Below are 17915 nucleotides of genomic sequence, written 5' to 3'. Positions count from 1 at the left end.
GTTCGCCTTCCGCTTCGCGCAGTTCCACGCGCCCCCGTTTTCGCACCCCTCCGCGCCCGTGAGTTCACCAAGAATGGCTGAGCCGTCGGGGGTCTCCAGGGCCGGGCTGATCGGGATATCGCTCGGGGTGCTCGCCGCCGGGGCCGCTGCCGGGGTGGCGGTGGAGCGGATGACGGTGGGGCGGGCGATGCGTCGGCGGGCCCGGGAGGAGCTGGATGCGGCGGCCCCGTTCGGGTCGTTGCGGGGTGCGCCGCGGCGGGTGCGGGCCGATGACGGCACCGAGTTGTACGTGGAGGTGGACGCCGCCGACGGCCCCGGGCCGACCGTGGTGTTCTGCCACGGGTACTGCCTGAACCAGGACAGCTGGCACTTCCAGCGGGCCGCGCTGCGCGGTGCGCTGCGGGCGGTGTTCTGGGACCAGCGCAGCCACGGCCGTTCCGAGCGGTCCCGCTCGTACCTGAACGGTGAGCCCGCGTCGATCGATCAGCTCGGCGGCGACCTGCGGGCGGTGCTGGACGCGGTGGTGCCGGACGGGCCGATCGTGCTGGTCGGGCATTCGATGGGCGGCATGACGGTGATGGCGCTGGCCGCCCAGCACCCGGAGCTGTTCGGGCCGGACGGCCGGGTGGTCGGGGTGGCGCTGATCGGGACGCTGGCGGGTGGCTGGGACTCGGTGACGCTGGGCCTGCCCGCCGCCGGGGCGAGCCTGGTCAAGCGGGTCGCGCCCGGTGTGGTGCGGATGCTGGGCCGGCAGGTCGAGCTGGTGGAGGCGACCCGGCGCTGGGGTTCGGACCTGACGGCGGTGTTCTACCGGCGGTTCTCGTTCGGCGGCAAGGACGTCGACCCGGCGGTGGTGCGGTTCGCCGAGCAGCTGCTGGACGCCACTCCGATCGACGTGGTCGCGGAGTTCTACCCGGCGTTCTCGGCGCACGACAAGCTGGCCGCGCTGGCCGGGCTGGACGGCGTCCCCACGCTGGTGATGGCCGGCGCGAAGGACCTGATCACCCCGCCCGAGTACTCCGAGGCGATCGCCGCCGCGCTGCCCGGTGCCCGGCTGGTGCTGGTGGAGGACGCCGGCCACCTGGTGATGCTGGAACGCCCCGAGCTGGTGGACGGGGAACTGGTCGCTCTGCTGGAGCGGGCCGCCGACCGGGCCGGCACCGGCCCGCTGCCCGCCGCGCTGCGCGAGCCCGAGGGTGACCGGCCGGAGGGCTGAACGGGCGTCCGGGTGTGGCACCGTAGGGGTGGCCGCAACGATCGAAGAAGGACGCCATGGGTTCGCAGACCATTCTGACCGTCGCCACCGCGGAGCGGATGACCGGCATCGGCCGGCGGCTCGCCGCCCTGCTGCGCCCCGGCGACCTGGTGCTGCTGTCGGGGGAGCTGGGCGCGGGCAAGACCACGCTGACCCGCGGCCTGGGGGAGGGCCTGGGGGTGCGCGGCGCCGTCACCTCGCCGACCTTCGTGATCGCCCGGGTGCACCCGTCGCTGACCGGTGGCCCCGCGCTGGTGCACGTGGACGCGTACCGGCTGGGCGGCGGCCTGGACGAGATGGAGGACCTCGACCTGGACGTCTCGCTGCCCGAGTCGGTGATCGTCGTCGAGTGGGGCGAGGGCAAGGTCGAGCAGCTCTCCGAGGACCGGCTGGAGGTCCGGATCGAGCGGACCCTGGGCGGTGCGGAGGCGGACGTCACCGAGGAAGCGGACGGGCGGCGGGTCACCGTGACGGGGCTGGGCGGTCGCTGGGTCGACGTGGACCTCACCGTATTGGGTGACAACTGAGCCGGTTTCCCGACAGCGTGTCGGTAAATTGTTGCGGCCCGGCCGGTGGGCGTGATGGGATGGCGGCAGCAGGTTAGGTGTACCTAACTAGGGAGGCGCCCCATGGCGAGCACCACCCCCCGGACCGACCGCCGTCCCGAACCGGCCGACGCGGCACGCGTCGAGGCTTCGCGCGCCAAGGCCTCGCGCACCGACGCGCCGCAGGAGCCCGTGCCGATGCGGGTGCTGCTGGCGTCCTGCCGGGCCGCCGAGGCGGTCTCCACCCCGCCGGAGCGCCACGCCGCGTAGCGTTCCGGGTCACCGTCAGGCGACCACGACCACCCGGGTGCCGTTCGGCGCGAAGTCCCACAGCGCCTGGCCGTCCGAGCGGGACGCCCGGATGCCGCCGGTCTTGGTCTTCGGGTCCACCGACGGCGCGGCGGCGTTCTCGTCCACCAGCGCGCTGAAACCGAACACCGTGCCCTGCTGCTGGGTGAACCGCACCACATGCTCGATCTGCCGGCCGTCCGTGCCGGTGCCCGCCGCCGTGCGGCTGTAGACCGTGTACGCGCCCGGGTTCGGCAGCGCGCTGCCCGGCGTCACCTTGAACGTGCCGACCACCTGCTCCGGCTTCTTCGGGTCGACCAGCCACACCTGGCGCTCCTTGAGCGAGAACACCACTCGCAGGCCCGCCCCGGAGTCCGCCGGCAGCGGGGGAGCGGTCGGCCGCTCGCTCGGCGAGCTCGCCGAGGGGGCCGCCGCCGGGGCGCTCGCCGAGGCCGGGGTGGCCGCCACCGCCCGGGACGCGGCGCCGTTCGCCTGGAACGCCAGCAGCCCGATCACCGCCATGGCGCCCAGGGTCAGCCCGCCGACCACCACACCAGGACCCAGCTTCGCCACGGTCTGCTCCTCAACGCTCCGTCTCACGTCCGAGGCCCATCGTGCCAGGTCCGCGACGCCGCTTCGGCCTCTTCCGATCGTGTGTTCCCGGCCGGTGCGGGCACCCTCGCCGGACCCTCTAACCTTGAACGCGTGCTCCTCCTCGCCTTCGACACCGCCACCCCCGCCGTCACGGCCGCCGTCCACGACGGCGAACGCGTGCTCGCCGAGTCCTACGAGGTCGACGCCCGCCGGCACGGCGAACTGCTGCTGCCCACCATCGGCGCCGTGCTGCGCACCGCCGGTGTGGACAAGCGGCAGCTCACCGACCTCGCGGTCGGCGTCGGCCCCGGCCCCTACACCGGCCTGCGGGTCGGCCTGGTGACCGCCGCCGCGCTCGGCGACGCGCTCGGCCTGCCGGTGCACGGCGTCTGCACCCTCGACGCGATCGCCCACCAGGCCCGCACCGAGGGCCTGGACGAGGCGTTCTCGGTGGCCACCGACGCACGCCGCAAGGAGGTCTACTGGGCCTCCTACGACGCGTCCGGCACCCGGATCTCCGGGCCCTCGGTGGACCGTCCGGCGGAGATCGAGCCCGGCGGGCGGACGGTCGGCGCGGGCGCGCTGCTGTACGGCCTGCCGGCGGCGAGCGGCCCCGAGCACGTGTCGGCCGGCGCGCTCGCCGACTTCGCGGTCCGCGAGCTGGCGGCCGGCCGCGAGCTGCTACCGAACGCCCCGCTGTACCTGCGGCGCCCGGACGCGCAGGTGCCGGCCGGCTACAAGGCGGTGCTTCCGGCGTGACGCGCACGGGACTCTCCGGCCGTGGCTAGGTTCTCGCTGCGTCCCATGCGCTGGTGGGACATCGAGCCCGTCATGGCGCTGGAGCACCTGCTGTTCCCCGACGACGCCTGGTCGCGCGGGATGTACTGGTCCGAGCTGGCCGAGGCGCACCCGGGCGGCAGCCGGCACTACGTGGTGGCGGTCGGCGAGGACGACACGCTGGTCGGCTACGCCGGGCTGATGGTGGTCGGGGCGGACGGCGACGTGCAGACCATCGCGGTGGAGGCCGGGCACCAGGGGGCGGGCCTCGGGGCGATGCTGCTGACCGAGCTGATCGAGGAGTCGGTCCGGCGCGGCTGCGCCGAGCTGCTGCTGGAGGTGCGGGTGGACAACCTGCGCGCGCAGCAGCTGTACGAGCGGTTCGGGTTCGAGCCGGTCGGCATCCGGCGGGGCTACTACCAGCCCGCCAACGTGGACGCACTGGTGATGCGTCTGGACCACCTGGCAAGCGATGCAAGCGATCTGAAGGATCATCACAATGGCTGACGAACCGCTCGTCCTCGGAATCGAGACCTCCTGCGACGAGACCGGCGTCGGCATCGTCCGCGGCACCACGCTGCTCGCCGACGCGGTCGCGTCCTCGGTGAACGACCACGCCCGGTTCGGCGGCGTCGTCCCGGAGATCGCGAGCCGGGCGCACCTGGAGGCGATGGTCCCCACCATCCAGCGCGCGCTGGACACCGCCGGCATCAAGGCGAGCGACCTGGACGGCATCGCCGTCACCGCCGGCCCCGGCCTGGCCGGTGCGCTGCTGGTCGGCGTCAGCGCCGCCAAGGCGTACGCGTGGGCGCTGGACAAGCCGCTGTACGGCGTCAACCACCTGGCCTCGCACATCTGCGTCGACCAGCTGGAGCACGGCCGGCTGCCCGAGCCGACCATGGCGCTGCTGGTCTCCGGCGGGCACTCCTCACTGCTGCTCAGCAGTGACATCACCTCCGACGTGCGGCCGCTCGGCGCGACCATCGACGACGCGGCCGGCGAGGCGTTCGACAAGGTCGCGCGCGTTCTCGGCCTGGGCTTCCCCGGCGGGCCGGTGGTGGACCGGATGGCCCGCGAGGGCGACGGCAAGGCGATCGCCTTCCCGCGCGGCCTGAGCAGCGCGAGCGACCCGGCGTACGACTTCTCGTTCTCCGGCCTGAAGACTGCCGTGGCGCGCTGGGTCGAGGCCAAGCGGCGGGCCGGCGAGCCGGTGCCGGTGGCGGACGTCGCCGCGTCCTTCCAGGAGGCCGTCACCGACGTGCTCACCCGCAAGGCCGTGCGGGCGTGCAAGGACAACGGCGTCGACCACCTGATGATCGGCGGCGGCGTCGCCGCGAACTCCCGGCTGCGCGAGATGGCGCAGCAGCGCTGCGACAAGGCGGGCATCGTGCTGCGGGTGCCGCGGCCGGGCCTGTGCACCGACAACGGCGCGATGGTGGCCGCGCTCGGCGCCGAGATGGTCTGGCGCGACCGCACCCCGTCGGCGTTCGACCTGTCGGCGGACTCCTCGCTGCCGGTCACCGAGACGCACGTGCCGCACACGGACTTCCACGCGCACGCCGCCGAGGCGCTGAAGTGACCCTGGCGGCCATGTGGGAGGCCCGCGCGGCCGACGGGCGGGGGAGCGAACTGCACGCCTGGGCGCGGGAGTTCGCGCTCCCCGCGGTGCGTGGGGCGGCCGGCCTGGAGCGGGTCGAACTGTTCACCGCACCCGGTGACCGGGTGCTGATGATCGCGCTGTGGACGGGCGAGCCGCAGCCCGTCCCGGCGCCCCCGGCGGGGCTGCTGTCCCGGCCGGTGCACCACTGGACCTTCACCCGGACGGACGTCGGGTAGGCAACCGCGGGGCAGGTAGCGTTCGTCCTGAACATCGACACGCCTGTAGAGCTGAGAGCGGGGGACACCGGTGAAGAAGAGGGCCCGGATCGGGTACGGGTTGGGCGCGCTCGCCGTGCTGCTGGCGGCCAGCGGGTGCGGCAGCTCCGCGCCCGCCACGAAGTCCGCAGCCCCCGCGCAGCCCTCCGCCGCGTCCTCGGGCGGCTCGTCCGCCCCCGCGTCGGCGCCCGCGCAGGACACCGCCGGGGACGCCGCATGGGCGAAGTGGGGCCTCAAGCCGATGGCCAAGGCGCCCGCGGCGCCCGCCGACAAGCCGATCAAGCTGACCAAGACCGGCACCGTGCCGGTGTTCAGCGAAATCCCCACCCAGGACAAGGTCGTCTTCATCACCATCGACGACGGGGCCGAGAAGGACCCCAAGTTCGTCCAGATGCTGACCGACCTGAAGGTGCCGATCACGATGTTCCTGACCAAGGACATCGTCAAGAACGACTACGCCTACTTCAAGCCGCTGCAGGCGCTCGGCAACACCATTCAGAACCACACCGTCGACCACCCGGTGATGAGCAAGATCCCGGCCGCCAAGCAGAAGTCCGAGATCTGCGACGACCAGGCCGCCCTCACCGAGCAGTACGGCACCGCCCCGTACCTGTTCCGCCCGCCGTTCGGCGACGGCGCCAACACCCCCACCCTGAACACCTCGGTGCAGGAGTGCGGCCCGCGCGCCATCGTGCTGTGGCGCGAGTCCATGCAGATCCACGACATGCAGTACCAGTCCGCCGACAAGAAGCTGAAGAACGGCGACATCATCCTCGCCCACTTCCGCGGCCCGTCCGAGCTCAAGGGCGAGAGCATGACCTCGATGTTCGGCGAGATGCTCGCCCGCATCCAGGAACAGGGCTTCGCGGTCGCCCGCCTCGACGACTACATCGCCAAGCCCGTCGGCTGACCCAGCATCATCACCGGGCCGGCCTCGGTACGGGCGACGATCACCGTCACCGAGTTCGGCCCGGACGGCTTCAGCTGCCGTCGCAGCTCCTCCGGCACCACCGACGCCCCGCGCTTCTTGATTACCACGGTGCCGATCCGGCGCTCCTTCACCAGCGCCTTCAACTTCTTGACGTTGTACGGCAGTACGTCGGACAGTTCGTAGGCGTGCGCGTACGGCGTCGGGTGCAGCTCGTCCGAGGTGACGTACGCGATCATCGGGTCGAGCAGCCGGCCGTTCGTCAGCCGCACCACCTCGGCGACCATCCGGCCCCGGATCACCGCGCCGTTCGGCTCGTACAGGTACCGGCCCACCGCGCCCACCGGCGGATCCGGCAGCGCGCCGCCCGTCAGCGAGTGCGGGCCCGGCAGCACCGTCGCCCGGTACGGCTCGGCGGCCCCGGTGCCGAACCACAGCACCGCCTCCTTCACCTCGCCCCGGTCCGACACCCACTCCGCCTCGGCACCCTCCGGCACCAGCTCGTGCGGGATCCCCGGCGCCACCTTCAACGCGCCGAACGGGGTGCGCCGGGCCGCCTCCACCGCCCAGGACAGCGGCGGCGAATACGCCTCCGGATCGAACACCCGCCCGCGCGAGGTGCGCCGCGCCGGGTCGGTGAACACCGCGTCGAAGCCGTCCGTGTCGATGTCCGCGACGTCCGCGCAGCGCACCTCCACCAGCTCCGCCACGCCCAGCGCCGCCGCGTTCGCCCGCGCCACCTCGCAGGTCAGCTCGTCCCGGTCCACCGCCAGCACCGCGATCCCGGCCCGGGCCAGCGCGATCGCGTCCCCGCCGATCCCGCAGCACAGGTCCGCCAACCGCTTCACCCCGAGCGCCGCGAACCGACCCGCCCGCCACTCGGCGACACTGCGCCGGGTCGCCTGCTCCACCCCGTTCTGGGTGAAGTACATCGACCGGGCGTCCGCCCCGAACTTCGCCTCCGCCCGTTGCCGCAACCGCGCCTGCTCGAACGCGGCCCGCACCAGCTCCGCCGGGTAATCCCGCCGCAGCCGGGTCGCCAGCGCCAGCTCCTGGTCCGCCGTGAACTCCCGCAACTCCGCCAGCAGCGCCTGCCCCTGCTCGGTCAGCAGCGCCCGGAACGACTCGATCTCCACACCACCATTGTCCCCGCCCCGCTCGCCCCGTGATCAACCCGGAAGGATCAGAGGCGCAGCACCGAGTGCGCCGCCACCGCCAGCAGCGGCCCCACCGTCAGCAGCGCCAGCGGTGCGATCCGCAGTCCCCGCCGGGCCGGCAGCACCAGGCCGGTCGCCAGCACCATCAGCGCGAGCAGCAGTCCCGACGCGGCCAGCATCAGCGAGAACGCCCCGAGCACCTGCCCCGGCGGGCCGAAGACCGAAGGGTCGGCGACCCACACGTAGCTGAACTTCGCCCAGGTCAGCATGCCCGGCAGCATGGCCAGCAGCGGCACTTCCGCGGCCACCATCCACACCGCGTGGAACACGTCCTGCCCTGCGGGGCGTCGAGTCTTCGTCATGCGCCGATCCTGGCGCCCGGGCCGGCGCCGCCGCCTGAGTACCGGCACTCAATCGGGGGGTGTGGTGCCGACATCCGACACGGCGTCATTGGCACTCTGGTTGACTGAGTGCTAACGGCGACCTAAGGTCGTTCCTGGCACTCCCCCCAGGGGGAGTGCTAACGCGAAGATGCGTGCCTGACCCCCGCGACGGCAGCTGCGCACCCTCGCCCACCTACCTGATAGACAACCCCGTAATCTCCGAAGGGGAGCTCGGACGTGACCACCAGCAGCAAGGTTGCCATCAAGCCGCTCGAGGACCGCATTGTGGTCCAGCCGCTCGACGCCGAGACCACCACCGCCTCCGGCCTGGTGATCCCGGACACTGCCAAGGAGAAGCCCCAGGAGGGTGTCGTCCTGGCTGTCGGCCCGGGCCGCTTCGAGGACGGCCAGCGTCTGCCGCTCGACGTCGCCGTCGGTGACATCGTCCTGTACTCGAAGTACGGCGGCACCGAGGTGAAGTACCAGGGCGAGGAGTACCTCGTCCTCTCGGCTCGCGACGTTCTCGCCATCATCGAGAAGTAAGACGTCCCCAGCCCGCCCCGGATCCGTGTCAGCACTGACAGGGGCCCGGGGCGCGGTTGTTGCTCCACGTACGCAGACCACACCCTGAGGAAACGGGACCATGGCGAAGACCCTGCAGTTCAACGAGGATGCCCGCCGCTCGCTGGAGCGCGGCGTCAACAAGCTGGCCGACACCGTCAAGGTGACCATCGGCCCCAAGGGCCGCAACGTCGTCATCGACAAGAAGTTCGGCGCCCCCACCATCACCAACGACGGTGTGACCATCGCCCGCGAGGTCGAGCTCGACGACCCGTACGAGAACCTCGGCGCGCAGCTGGTCAAGGAGGTCGCCACCAAGACCAACGACGTCGCGGGTGACGGCACCACCACCGCCACCGTGCTGGCCCAGGCCCTGGTCAACGAGGGTCTGCGCAACGTCGCCGCCGGCGCCGGCCCGGCCGCCCTGAAGAAGGGCATCGACAAGGCTGTCGCCGCCGTCTCCGAGCACCTGCTGTCGGTCGCCCGCGAGATCGAGGGCAAGGACGACATCGCCGCCGTCGCCTCCCTCTCCGCGCAGGACACCCAGGTCGGCGAGCTGATCGCCGAGGCGATCGACAAGGTCGGCAAGGACGGTGTCATCACCGTCGAGGAGTCGAACACCTTCGGCGTCGAGCTCGAGTTCACCGAGGGCATGCAGTTCGACAAGGGCTACCTGTCGCCGTACTTCGTCACCGACGCGGAGCGCCAGGAAGCCGTCCTGGAGGACCCGTACATCCTGATCAACCAGGGCAAGATCTCCTCGATCCAGGAGCTCCTGCCGCTGCTGGAGAAGGTCCTGCAGGCCGGCGGCTCCCGCCCGCTGCTGATCATCGCCGAGGACGTCGACGGCGAGGCGCTGTCCACCCTGGTGGTCAACAAGATCCGCGGCACCTTCAACGCGGTCGCGGTCAAGGCCCCCGGCTTCGGTGACCGCCGCAAGGCCATCCTCGGCGACATCGCCACCCTGACCGGTGGCCAGGTCATCTCCGAGGAGGTCGGCCTCAAGCTCGACCAGGTCGGCCTGGACGTGCTGGGCTCCGCCCGCCGCATCACCGTCACCAAGGACGAGACCATCGTCGTCGACGGCGCCGGTGACTCCTCCGAGGTCGCCGGCCGCGTGGCCCAGATCAAGGCCGAGATCGCCAACACCGACTCCGACTGGGACCGCGAGAAGCTGCAGGAGCGCCTGGCCAAGCTGGCCGGTGGCGTCTGCGTGATCAAGGTCGGCGCGGCCACCGAGGTCGAGCTCAAGGAGCGCAAGCACCGCCTGGAGGACGCCATCTCCGCGACCCGCGCCGCGGTCGAGGAGGGCATCGTCGCCGGTGGTGGCGCCTCGCTGGTGCACGCCGCGAAGGTCCTGGAGGACGGCCTCGGCCTGTCCGGCGACGAGGCCACCGGTGTCGCCGTGGTCCGCCGCGCCCTGGTCGAGCCGCTGCGCTGGATCGCCCAGAACGCCGGCCTCGAGGGCTACGTCATCACCTCCAAGGTCTCCGAGCTCGAGCCGGGCCAGGGTTACAACGCCGCCACCGGCGAGTACGGCGACCTGGTCAAGGCCGGCGTCATCGACCCGGTCAAGGTCACCCGCTCCGCCCTGGAGAACGCCGCCTCCATCGCCTCCCTCCTCCTCACCACCGAGACCCTCGTGGTCGAGAAGAAGGAAGAGGAAGAGGGCGCGGGCCACGGCCACTCGCACGGTGGGCACGGCCACAGCCACTGAGCGTCTGCTGACAGCTAGGCGTTAGGGGCAGCAGCCCCAGGGGCGCGAGGAACTGCGCGACCGGCCATGCACTCTCGTAGTGCGAGGCTGGGACCGCCGGTTCCTCGCGCCCCTTTCGCGTGGGCGGAGGCGGGTGGGGCTGGACGATGGTGGTCGAGTGCGGACGGTGCACGGCTGGTCGCGCAGCTCTCCCCCAGCCCTTGGGGGCTGGGAGGTACCCCCACGCGCCCCTGATTGCGCACCCTCCCGCTCCCCTGGATTCGCACCCTCACTCTCCCTCTAAGGTTGATGGCGTGATCGAAGCCCGCCACCTCCGTGTTCTGCATGCCGTCGCCCGGACCGGGTCCTTTTCTGCTGCGGCGCGGGAGCTGGGGTGCACTCAGCCTGCGGTGAGTCAGCAGATGAAGGCGCTGGAGAAGGCGGTGGACACCCCGCTGGTGGTGCGGTCGGGGCGGGAGATGCAGCTGAGCGAGGCCGGGCGGGTGCTGTTGAAGCATGCGAACGGGATCCTCGCGGGGCTGTCGGCCGCGGAGGAGGAGGTCGCGGCGATCGCGGGGCTGCGGGCGGGCCGGGTGCGGCTGGTCTCGTTCCCGACGGCGAGTTCGACGCTGGTGCCGCGGTCGGTGGCGCAGGTGCGGGCGGCGCACCCGGGGGTGCGGGTCTCGCTGGTGGAGGCGGAGCCCCCGCAGGCGTTGGCGATGCTGCGCGGCGGGGAGTGCGAGGTGGCGCTGGCGTTCCGGTACCCGGATTCGCAGGGCGGTCTGAGCCTGCCGTCCCCGCATGCGACGCTGCGCGAGGCGCGCGCGGAGGCGACGTTGGAGGCGGCGGCGACGGCCGCGGCGAACGACTGGTCGGAGCTGGTGGTGCGGCCGCTGCTGGACGATCCGCTGGTGGGTCTGGTGCCGGCCGGGCATCCGCTGGCGGGCCGGGGCGAGGGCGAGCCGGTGGATCTCGCGGAGTTGGCGCAGGAGCAGTGGATCGCGGGCTGTCCGCAGTGCCGGGGGCACCTGGTGGAGCTGTGCACGGACGCGGGCTTCGCTCCGTCGATCGAGTTCGCCACCGACGACTACCCGGCGGTGGTGGGCCTGGTGGGCGCGGGTCTGGGGGTGGCGGTGCTGCCGGGGCTGGCGCTGGAGTCGGTGCGGCATCCGGGAGTGGTGGCGGTGCCGGTCCGGGTGGCGTCGGGTGAGCCCGCGCGGCGCGAGGTGGTGGCGTTGACCCTGCCGGACCTGGCGGGGGTTCCGGCGGTGGAGCTGATGTTGGACCAGCTCGCGGCGGCGGCTGCGGCCCGCTGAGGCGTTCGCGGAAGGGTCCGGGAACGGACGCGGCGCCGGCCTGGGGCGGGGCGCCGCAGCGTATACGAAGAAACGTTTTTTCAGTTACTCGAAGAGTCGGTGCGGCGGCAGGGAGTACGCGCGGCCGCTCACCGGGTGCTCAGTGGCGGACGGTCTGCGGCATCGCCAGCGGGACCTGGACCAGCCGGTTGCGGGAGCGGCCGAGCAGCTCCTCGCGCTCGTCCTCCGTCATGCCGCCCCACACCCCGTAGGGCTCGCGGACGGCCAGGGCGTGGGCCGCGCACTGGGCGCGTACCGGGCAGCGCATGCAGACCTCCTTGGCGCTCGCCTCGCGGGAGGTCCGGGCCGCGCCGCGTTCGCCCTCGGGGTGGAAGAACAGCGAGCTGTCGACGCCGCGGCAGGCGGCGGAGAGCTGCCAGTCCCAGAGGTCTGCGTTGGGGCCTGGGAGGCGGGAGAAATCTGCCATGGCTCATTCCCTTCGAGGGCGCGGGACCTGGCGGCTCGGCCGTGGTTGTCCGGCGAGGCTGCGCGGGACCGATACGGACACCTGGAAATATGACTTACACCCAACTACACGGACAAGTCACCCACAGACCGACACAACAGTCAATGACCTAACGGAAGCTATAAAAACGGACAAACGGTGCAATAGGTTTTAAGTCGCACCCTTCCCCGATCGGATGTCCGAAGGGGCGCGGGTCCCGGCCGGAAGGCGTGCGTGGCGCGGGCACCGCGCGCGAGCTGCACAAAAGTGCGGCGTGTGCACCGCGAGGTGGCTCTTGTGTGATGGGTTGGCCACGTACAGTGGTGGAGATGGACCTGAAGCCGTAACTCATTCGAGTGACGGTCGTTGGATGTACGGAGGCGGTCAGCAGGCGCGGGACATCGGGATCGGTCGCGGAGCGAGGCGATCGGAACGGAGTCCGTCCAAGGCGGCCGTGTCGGAGAGGTTCGTACCAGCCAGGAGGCTCAACGTGACGCGGATCAGCTGCGGAGGACGGTCATGACATCCGTACTCGTCTGCGACGATTCCCCGCTCGCCCGGGAGGCGCTGCGCCGTGCGGTGGCGACCGTACCCGGCGTGGACCGGGTGACCACTGCGACGAACGGTGAGGAGGTCCTCCGCCGCTGGGTGGCCGACCGTTCCGATCTCGTTCTGATGGACGTTCGGATGCCCGGACTGGGCGGAGTGGAGACGGTCCGCCGACTGCTCTCGGCCGACCCGGGCGCCCGGATCATCATGCTCACCGTGGCCGAGGACCTGGACGGTGTGGCCCTCGCGGTCGCCGCCGGGGCCCGCGGCTACCTGCACAAGGACGCCTCGCGCGCCGAGCTGCGGGCCACCGTCACCCAGGCGCTGGCCGACCCGACCTGGCGCCTGGCGCCGCGCCGGCTGCGCAGCCCGGACATGGGCGCCGCACCGACCTTGACGGCCCGTGAGATCCAGGTGCTGGAGGGGATGAGCCACGGCCGCAGCAACGCGGAGATCGGCCGCGAGCTGTTCCTGTCCGAGGACACCGTGAAGACGCACGCCAGGCGGCTGTTCAAGAAGCTCGGCGCCTCGGACCGCGCGCACGCGGTGGCGCTCGGCTTCCGTTGGGGCCTGGTCCGCTGAGCGGGTGCGGCGACAACTGCGCTCGCTCGGACGTGTGACGTTGTGGTCCCGAGGCTGCACCATGGAGTAGTGGAGCACCTCGGGGACCAGCGGACAGGCAGGGGAGGCGGCACGGTGCACCCGGCGACGCATAACGTTCCGATGCACAAGTCCGGACGCGGTGCCGCGTTTTCCGGTCCGACCAGGCACCATGGACCGATGCATGACGACGAGGAGGCCGCCGGGACCGATCCGGCACAGCCCGCCCCCGAGGGTGCGGCTGCCGGTCCGTCGTCGGCATCGGAGGGCCGGTCGGCGGGATCCGACGGTGCGTCGGGTGCGGGTGGCCGTCCGCAGAACGCGGGTGTGACGTCGCCCGAGGAGGCCGCGCTGGTCGCGGCCGCGGTGCGTGGGGACGGTCCGGCGATCGAGGCGCTGCTCGGCTACGTGCTGCCGCTGGCACTGCGCTACTGCCGGGGCCGGCTCCTGCGGCTGCCCGGCGGGGCCCGGCACCATGTGGACGACGTGGCGCAGGAGGTGTGCGTCGCGGTGCTGTGCGCGCTGCCCCGCTACCGGGACACCGGCCGCCCGTTCGAGGCCTTCGTGTACGGGATCGCCGCGCACAAGATCGCCGACCTGCAGCGGGCCGCGATGCGCGGGCCCGGTTCGACGGTGATCCCGCCGGACGACCTGCCGGAGACGCCGGACGACTCGCTCGGCCCGGAGGAGCGGGCGCTGCTGTCCAGCGACGCCGCGTGGATCAAGGAACTGCTGTCCAACCTGCCGGCCCGGCAGCGCGAGCTGGTGCTGCTGCGGGTGGCGGACGGGCTGTCGGCGGAGGAGACCGGCGAGGTGCTCGGCATGTCGCCGGGCGCGGTGCGGGTGGCCCAGCACCGGGCGCTGTCGCGGCTGCGGGCGCTGGCCGAGGAGTCCGGCTAGCCGGTTCGCGCGGGGGGAAGAAGCGCGGGGGCGCGCGCGTTGTCAAGAGGGCGCGACGACGCACCCCGCGGCACCAGTACCATGGGGTATCGGCGCCTGGTCGGGTCGCCAAAGTTTCTCCGGTGTGCGCGGTCCTCGGTTGGAGGATCGACCGAACGCCGGGCTTGGCGGCCGAGAGAGCCCTGGCGCCCGTGCGCAGAACGACGGCCCGCCACGGAAGGTTCCCCATGTCTTACAACGCCGCCGGCGTACCCGAGAAGTTCGCGATGCTCGGACTCACGTACGACGACGTCCTGCTGCTGCCCGGGGCCTCCGAGGTGCTGCCCAACCAGGTCGACACCTCCTCGCGGATCTCCCGGAACGTGCGGGTCAACATCCCGCTGCTGTCGGCGGCGATGGACAAGGTCACCGAGTCCCGGATGGCGATCGCGATGGCCCGGCAGGGCGGCGTCGGCGTCCTGCACCGCAACCTGTCGATCGAGGACCAGGTCAACCAGGTCGACCTGGTGAAGCGCTCCGAGTCCGGCATGGTGACCGACCCGATCACGGTCGGCCCGGAGGCCACGCTGGCCGAGGCCGACGCGCTGTGCGCCCGGTTCCGGATCTCCGGCGTGCCGGTCGCGGGCCCGGACGGCAAGCTGCTGGGCATCGTCACCAACCGTGACATGGCCTTCGAGACCGACCGCAGCCGCAAGGTCGCCGAGATCATGACGCCGATGCCGCTGATCACCGGCAAGGTCGGCATCTCCGGCGAGGACGCGATCGCGCTGCTGCGCCGCCACAAGATCGAGAAGCTGCCGCTGGTCGACGACGAGGGCCGGATCAAGGGCCTGATCACCGTCAAGGACTTCGTCAAGGCGGAGAAGTACCCGAACGCCGCGAAGGACGCCGAGGGCCGGCTGCTGGTCGGTGCCGCGGTCGGTGCGTCCGCCGAGGCGTTCGACCGCGCCCAGGCGCTGGTCGGCGCGGGCGTGGACTTCCTGGTGGTGGACACCTCGCACGGTCACTCGCACAACGCGCTGTCCTGGATCTCGAAGATCAAGTCCGCCGTGTCGGTCGACGTGGTCGGCGGCAACGTCGCCACCCGGGACGGCGCGCAGGCGCTGATCGACGCGGGCGTGGACGGCGTGAAGGTCGGCGTGGGCCCCGGCTCGATCTGCACCACCCGCGTGGTGGCCGGCGTCGGCGTGCCGCAGGTGACGGCGATCTGGGAGGCCGCGCAGGCCTGCCAGGACGCGGGCGTCCCGATCATCGGCGACGGCGGCCTGCAGTACTCCGGTGACATCGGCAAGGCGCTGTGCGCCGGCGCCGACACCGTGATGCTGGGCTCGCTGCTGGCCGGCTGCGAGGAGTCGCCGGGCGAGCTGCTGTTCATCAACGGCAAGCAGTTCAAGTCCTACCGCGGCATGGGCTCGCTGGGCGCGATGCAGACCCGCGGCCAGGCCAAGTCCTTCTCCAAGGACCGCTACTTCCAGGCCGAGGTCTCCTCGGACGAGAAGCTGATCGCCGAGGGCATCGAGGGCCAGGTGCCCTACCGCGGCCCGCTGTCCGCGGTGCTGTTCCAGCTGGTCGGCGGCCTGCGCCAGACCATGGGCTACGTCGGTGCCGGGTCGGTCGAGGAGATGCAGACCAAGGGCCGGTTCGTCCGGATCACCTCGGCGGGCCTCAAGGAGAGCCACCCGCACGACATCCAGATGACGGTCGAGGCGCCGAACTACAACGCGCGCTGACCCGAGTCCCACCGGAGCCGCCCGGCCCGCAGTTCACCCTGCGGGCCGGGCGGCTCCGGTGTTCGGTGCGCCCCTGTCGGGGGGCAAAGGGGTCGTACGGGATACTTGGGGGGCGACCGGGGTGACCCGGTCGGGAGATGGAAAGCAGCAGAAGGGCTCGAAGTGACTGAGATCGAGATCGGGCGAGGCAAGCGCGGCCGCCGGGCGTACTCCTTCGACGACATCGCCGTCGTCCCCAGCCGCCGTACGCGTGACCCGAAGGAGGTCTCGATCGCTTGGCAGATCGACGCCTACCGGTTCGAACTGCCGTTCCTGGCGGCGCCGATGGACAGCGTGGTGTCGCCCCAGCAGGCGATCGCGATCGGGCAGCTGGGCGGCCTGGGCGTGCTGAACCTGGAAGGCCTGTGGACGCGGTACGAGGACCCGCAGCCGCTGCTGGAGGAGATCGCGTCGATCGCCGACGAGGCGGACGCGACCCGGCGCCTGCAGGAGGTGTACTCCGCGCCGATCAAGGCCGAGCTGATCAAGCAGCGGATCAAGGAGGTCCGTGACTCGGGTGTGGTCACCGCCGCGGCGCTCTCGCCGCAGCGCACCGCCGAGTTCTCCAAGGCCGTGGTCGACGCCGGCGTCGACGTCTTCGTGATCCGCGGCACCACGGTCTCCGCCGAGCACGTGTCGGGTGCGGCCGAGCCGCTGAACCTGAAGCAGTTCATCTACGAGCTGGACGTCCCGGTGATCGTCGGCGGCTGCGCCACCTACACCGCCGCGCTGCACCTGATGCGCACCGGCGCGGCCGGCGTGCTGGTCGGCTTCGGCGGCGGCGCCGCGCACACCACCCGCAACGTGCTGGGCATCCAGGTGCCGATGGCGACCGCCGTGGCGGACGTCGCGGCGGCCCGTCGCGACTACATGGACGAGTCCGGCGGCCGCTACGTGCACGTGATCGCGGACGGCGGCGTCGGCTACAGCGGCGACATCCCGAAGGCCGTCGCATGCGGCGCGGACGCGGTGATGATCGGTGCCGCGCTGGCCCGCGCCACCGACGCGCCCGGCCAGGGCTACCACTGGGGCATGGAGGCCGTCCACGAGGAGCTGCCGCGCGGCAAGCGGGTCCACCTGGGCACCGTCGGCTCCACCGAGCAGATCCTGGCCGGCCCGTCGCACACCCCCGACGGCACCATGAACCTGTTCGGCGCGCTGCGCCGGGCGATGGCCACCACCGGCTACACCGAGCTCAAGGAGTTCCAGCGGGTCGAGGTCACGGTCAACTCCGGCCACTGATCGCTCCGCTGACTCCGCTGATACGGAAAAGGGCCCCCGCCATACGGCGGGGGCCATTTTTCGATGTGGCGTCAGGACTTGCCGGACTTCACGGTCATGCTGACGCCCAGGAACGCGCCGAGCACGATGAACAGCACCGAGAAGAGGTCGAAGGCTTCCTTCCAGACGTCGACCAGCAGGGAGAAGTGGTCGAAGAGCAGGGTCGTCACCGACATGCTGGTGTGCTCGTGGGCGATCAGGGCGATGCCGAAGATCTCGCCGAAGAACAGGCCGACCACGGTGAGCAGCCCACCGAGCGGCGGCAGCAGCGGGTGCTTGCCGCCGACCTTGCCGAGGGTGGTGCCGATGGCGGCGGCCATGCCGAGCACCAGCCAGACGAACTCGCGGTCGGTGGCCTTGGCGATGAAGCCGTACAGCAGGCCGCAGGCCAGCGTGACGCCGACGCCGGCCAGCAGCGCGAGCGGCACGTTCTTCGGGCCGGCGTTGGCGCCGGCCACCGGGACGCCCGCGCCCCAGGGCTGGCCCTCGGCCGGGGCGGACTGGTCGGCCTGGCCGGGCTGGCCGTATGGGGCCTGGCCGTACGGGGCCGGGGGCTGGCCGGGCTGGCCGTACGGGGCCTGCGGCGGGGCGGCCTGGGCGTAGGGGGCCTGCGGGGGCTGGCCGTACGGAGTCTGGGGTGCGCCGAACTGGCCGGGCGGGGCCTGCGGCGGCTGGCCGTACGGGGCCGGGGGCGGGGTGGCCTGGCCGTAGGGGGCCTGCGGCGGCTGGGCGTAGGGGTTGGTCGGATCGGGCGTGGTCATTTCGGATCCCCCCGTTGTGATGGCATGAAGAGCGCGCAGAGGTTAGCAGGCGCACGGAGCGCTTGGACAGGGGTGCGGCAGGCTTCGGACGATCACCGGTGACGGACCGGTCGGGACCGGTCGTTTTCGGTCGCCGGAGTGGTGCGGAAGAGACACAGGGGGCGCACGGGGCGCGACGCGGGTGGGGGTGGGTGGT

Annotated in this window: 20 protein-coding genes; 15 read left to right on the top strand and 5 right to left on the bottom strand. The window is 72.0% G+C overall.

The genetic code is table 11. The features are described 5' to 3' along the window. The first annotated feature begins 73 nt into the window (after positions 1–73). The 3 genes from ACGFWJ_RS32475 (at position 74) to ACGFWJ_RS32465 (ending at position 2070) form a co-directional block, all read left to right on the top strand. Positions 74–1216: an alpha/beta fold hydrolase gene (locus ACGFWJ_RS32475; RefSeq protein WP_387644522.1), complete on the top strand. Its 1143-nt coding sequence runs from the start codon at positions 74–76 to the stop codon at positions 1214–1216. A 56-nt stretch (positions 1217–1272) separates the two neighbouring features. Beyond that, positions 1273–1782, top strand: a complete 510-nt coding sequence (tsaE, locus tag ACGFWJ_RS32470) for a tRNA (adenosine(37)-N6)-threonylcarbamoyltransferase complex ATPase subunit type 1 TsaE (RefSeq protein WP_392955830.1) — start codon at positions 1273–1275, stop codon at positions 1780–1782. Positions 1783–1884: 102 nt separating this feature from the next. Beyond that, the gene (locus ACGFWJ_RS32465; protein ID WP_387644527.1) at positions 1885–2070 is read left to right on the top strand and encodes a hypothetical protein; all 186 of its coding nucleotides are present in this window, start codon (positions 1885–1887) and stop codon (positions 2068–2070) included. Between the two features lie 15 nt (positions 2071–2085). Here the strand turns inward: ACGFWJ_RS32465 and ACGFWJ_RS32460 are convergent, their stop codons facing one another. Continuing rightward, complete coding sequence (locus ACGFWJ_RS32460; RefSeq protein ID WP_387866002.1) at positions 2086–2661, bottom strand: L,D-transpeptidase; 576 nt, start codon at positions 2659–2661, stop codon at positions 2086–2088. Between the two features lie 132 nt (positions 2662–2793). Between ACGFWJ_RS32460 and tsaB the strand changes: the two genes are divergently transcribed. From tsaB to ACGFWJ_RS32435, 5 genes are all read left to right on the top strand, one after another. After that, positions 2794–3441 carry a tRNA (adenosine(37)-N6)-threonylcarbamoyltransferase complex dimerization subunit type 1 TsaB gene (tsaB, locus tag ACGFWJ_RS32455; RefSeq protein ID WP_387644532.1) on the top strand — a complete coding sequence of 216 codons (648 nt, stop codon included), beginning with the start codon at positions 2794–2796 and terminating at the stop codon, positions 3439–3441. A 45-nt stretch (positions 3442–3486) separates the two neighbouring features. Further along, on the top strand, positions 3487–3966 hold the full coding sequence (rimI, locus tag ACGFWJ_RS32450) for a ribosomal protein S18-alanine N-acetyltransferase (RefSeq protein WP_387644998.1): 480 nt from the start codon (positions 3487–3489) through the stop codon (positions 3964–3966). Further along, entirely contained in the window at positions 3959–5038 is a 1080-nt protein-coding gene (gene tsaD, locus ACGFWJ_RS32445) for a tRNA (adenosine(37)-N6)-threonylcarbamoyltransferase complex transferase subunit TsaD (protein WP_387644535.1), read from the top strand. Before rimI ends, tsaD begins: the two co-directional genes overlap by 8 nt. 11 nt (positions 5039–5049) lie before the next feature. Continuing rightward, positions 5050–5295, top strand: a complete 246-nt coding sequence (locus ACGFWJ_RS32440; protein WP_392955827.1) for a hypothetical protein — start codon at positions 5050–5052, stop codon at positions 5293–5295. A 70-nt stretch (positions 5296–5365) separates the two neighbouring features. Continuing rightward, on the top strand, positions 5366–6244 hold the full coding sequence (locus ACGFWJ_RS32435; protein WP_392955825.1) for a polysaccharide deacetylase family protein: 879 nt from the start codon (positions 5366–5368) through the stop codon (positions 6242–6244). On the opposite strand, the gene ACGFWJ_RS32430 is transcribed toward ACGFWJ_RS32435, so the two are convergent. Beyond that, a complete protein-coding gene (locus ACGFWJ_RS32430) occupies positions 6220–7398 on the bottom strand; it encodes a methyltransferase domain-containing protein (RefSeq protein WP_392955823.1) in 1179 nt (392 codons plus the stop codon). The two genes, ACGFWJ_RS32435 and ACGFWJ_RS32430, sit on opposite strands and share 25 nt — an antisense overlap. A 47-nt stretch (positions 7399–7445) precedes the next feature. Beyond that, positions 7446–7781 (bottom strand): hypothetical protein, encoded by a 336-nt coding sequence (locus ACGFWJ_RS32425; protein ID WP_392955821.1) that lies wholly within the window; start codon positions 7779–7781, stop codon positions 7446–7448. A gap of 258 nt (positions 7782–8039) precedes the next feature. Between ACGFWJ_RS32425 and groES the strand changes: the two genes are divergently transcribed. The 3 genes from groES (at position 8040) to ACGFWJ_RS32410 (ending at position 11375) form a co-directional block, all read left to right on the top strand. Next, positions 8040–8345 (top strand): co-chaperone GroES, encoded by a 306-nt coding sequence (groES, locus tag ACGFWJ_RS32420; protein ID WP_014136232.1) that lies wholly within the window; start codon positions 8040–8042, stop codon positions 8343–8345. Between the two features lie 100 nt (positions 8346–8445). Further along, positions 8446–10080, top strand: coding sequence for a chaperonin GroEL (gene groL / locus ACGFWJ_RS32415; RefSeq protein ID WP_392955819.1), 1635 nt, complete (start codon positions 8446–8448; stop codon positions 10078–10080). Positions 10081–10373: 293 nt separating this feature from the next. Further along, a complete protein-coding gene (locus ACGFWJ_RS32410; protein WP_387644552.1) occupies positions 10374–11375 on the top strand; it encodes a LysR family transcriptional regulator in 1002 nt (333 codons plus the stop codon). A gap of 139 nt (positions 11376–11514) precedes the next feature. Here the strand turns inward: ACGFWJ_RS32410 and ACGFWJ_RS32405 are convergent, their stop codons facing one another. Beyond that, positions 11515–11841 (bottom strand): WhiB family transcriptional regulator, encoded by a 327-nt coding sequence (locus ACGFWJ_RS32405; protein ID WP_100587200.1) that lies wholly within the window; start codon positions 11839–11841, stop codon positions 11515–11517. A gap of 537 nt (positions 11842–12378) precedes the next feature. On the opposite strand from ACGFWJ_RS32405, the gene ACGFWJ_RS32400 reads away from it, so the two are divergent. The 4 genes from ACGFWJ_RS32400 (at position 12379) to ACGFWJ_RS32385 (ending at position 16919) form a co-directional block, all read left to right on the top strand. Then, positions 12379–12990, top strand: a complete 612-nt coding sequence (locus ACGFWJ_RS32400) for a response regulator transcription factor (RefSeq protein WP_014136228.1) — start codon at positions 12379–12381, stop codon at positions 12988–12990. A 198-nt stretch (positions 12991–13188) separates the two neighbouring features. Further along, positions 13189–13908: an RNA polymerase sigma factor ShbA gene (gene shbA, locus ACGFWJ_RS32395; protein WP_392955816.1), complete on the top strand. Its 720-nt coding sequence runs from the start codon at positions 13189–13191 to the stop codon at positions 13906–13908. A gap of 227 nt (positions 13909–14135) precedes the next feature. After that, positions 14136–15638, top strand: a complete 1503-nt coding sequence (guaB, locus tag ACGFWJ_RS32390; RefSeq protein WP_387644559.1) for an IMP dehydrogenase — start codon at positions 14136–14138, stop codon at positions 15636–15638. 162 nt (positions 15639–15800) lie between these two features. Further along, positions 15801–16919 carry a GuaB3 family IMP dehydrogenase-related protein gene (locus ACGFWJ_RS32385; RefSeq protein ID WP_387644562.1) on the top strand — a complete coding sequence of 373 codons (1119 nt, stop codon included), beginning with the start codon at positions 15801–15803 and terminating at the stop codon, positions 16917–16919. Positions 16920–16990: 71 nt separating this feature from the next. Here ACGFWJ_RS32385 and ACGFWJ_RS32380 read toward each other — a convergent pair whose 3' ends face one another. Further along, on the bottom strand, positions 16991–17719 hold the full coding sequence (locus ACGFWJ_RS32380; protein WP_392955813.1) for a hypothetical protein: 729 nt from the start codon (positions 17717–17719) through the stop codon (positions 16991–16993). Positions 17720–17915: the final 196 nt, after the last annotated feature.

Source organism: Kitasatospora sp. NPDC048407 (assembly GCF_043200475.1).
Taxonomy (GTDB): domain Bacteria; phylum Actinomycetota; class Actinomycetes; order Streptomycetales; family Streptomycetaceae; genus Kitasatospora.
Note: the sequence above shows the minus strand (reverse complement) of the source record. Positions and strands in the feature narration are given on the sequence as shown.

Excerpts from the sequence above, each read along its gene's own strand:
- ACGFWJ_RS32475 (WP_387644522.1), top strand. The coding sequence starts at position 74 with ATGGCTGAGCCGTCGGGGGTCTCCAGGGCCGGGCTGATCGGGATATCG.
- tsaE (WP_392955830.1), top strand. The coding sequence starts at position 1,273 with ATGGGTTCGCAGACCATTCTGACCGTCGCCACCGCGGAGCGGATGACC.
- ACGFWJ_RS32465 (WP_387644527.1), top strand. The coding sequence starts at position 1,885 with ATGGCGAGCACCACCCCCCGGACCGACCGCCGTCCCGAACCGGCCGAC.
- rimI (WP_387644998.1), top strand. The coding sequence starts at position 3,487 with ATGCGCTGGTGGGACATCGAGCCCGTCATGGCGCTGGAGCACCTGCTG.
- tsaD (WP_387644535.1), top strand. The coding sequence starts at position 3,959 with ATGGCTGACGAACCGCTCGTCCTCGGAATCGAGACCTCCTGCGACGAG.
- ACGFWJ_RS32440 (WP_392955827.1), top strand. The coding sequence starts at position 5,050 with ATGTGGGAGGCCCGCGCGGCCGACGGGCGGGGGAGCGAACTGCACGCC.
- ACGFWJ_RS32425 (WP_392955821.1), bottom strand. The coding sequence starts at position 7,781 with ATGACGAAGACTCGACGCCCCGCAGGGCAGGACGTGTTCCACGCGGTG.
- groL (WP_392955819.1), top strand. The coding sequence starts at position 8,446 with ATGGCGAAGACCCTGCAGTTCAACGAGGATGCCCGCCGCTCGCTGGAG.
- ACGFWJ_RS32405 (WP_100587200.1), bottom strand. The coding sequence starts at position 11,841 with ATGGCAGATTTCTCCCGCCTCCCAGGCCCCAACGCAGACCTCTGGGAC.
- ACGFWJ_RS32400 (WP_014136228.1), top strand. The coding sequence starts at position 12,379 with ATGACATCCGTACTCGTCTGCGACGATTCCCCGCTCGCCCGGGAGGCG.
- shbA (WP_392955816.1), top strand. The coding sequence starts at position 13,189 with ATGCATGACGACGAGGAGGCCGCCGGGACCGATCCGGCACAGCCCGCC.
- guaB (WP_387644559.1), top strand. The coding sequence starts at position 14,136 with ATGTCTTACAACGCCGCCGGCGTACCCGAGAAGTTCGCGATGCTCGGA.
- ACGFWJ_RS32380 (WP_392955813.1), bottom strand. The coding sequence starts at position 17,719 with ATGACCACGCCCGATCCGACCAACCCCTACGCCCAGCCGCCGCAGGCC.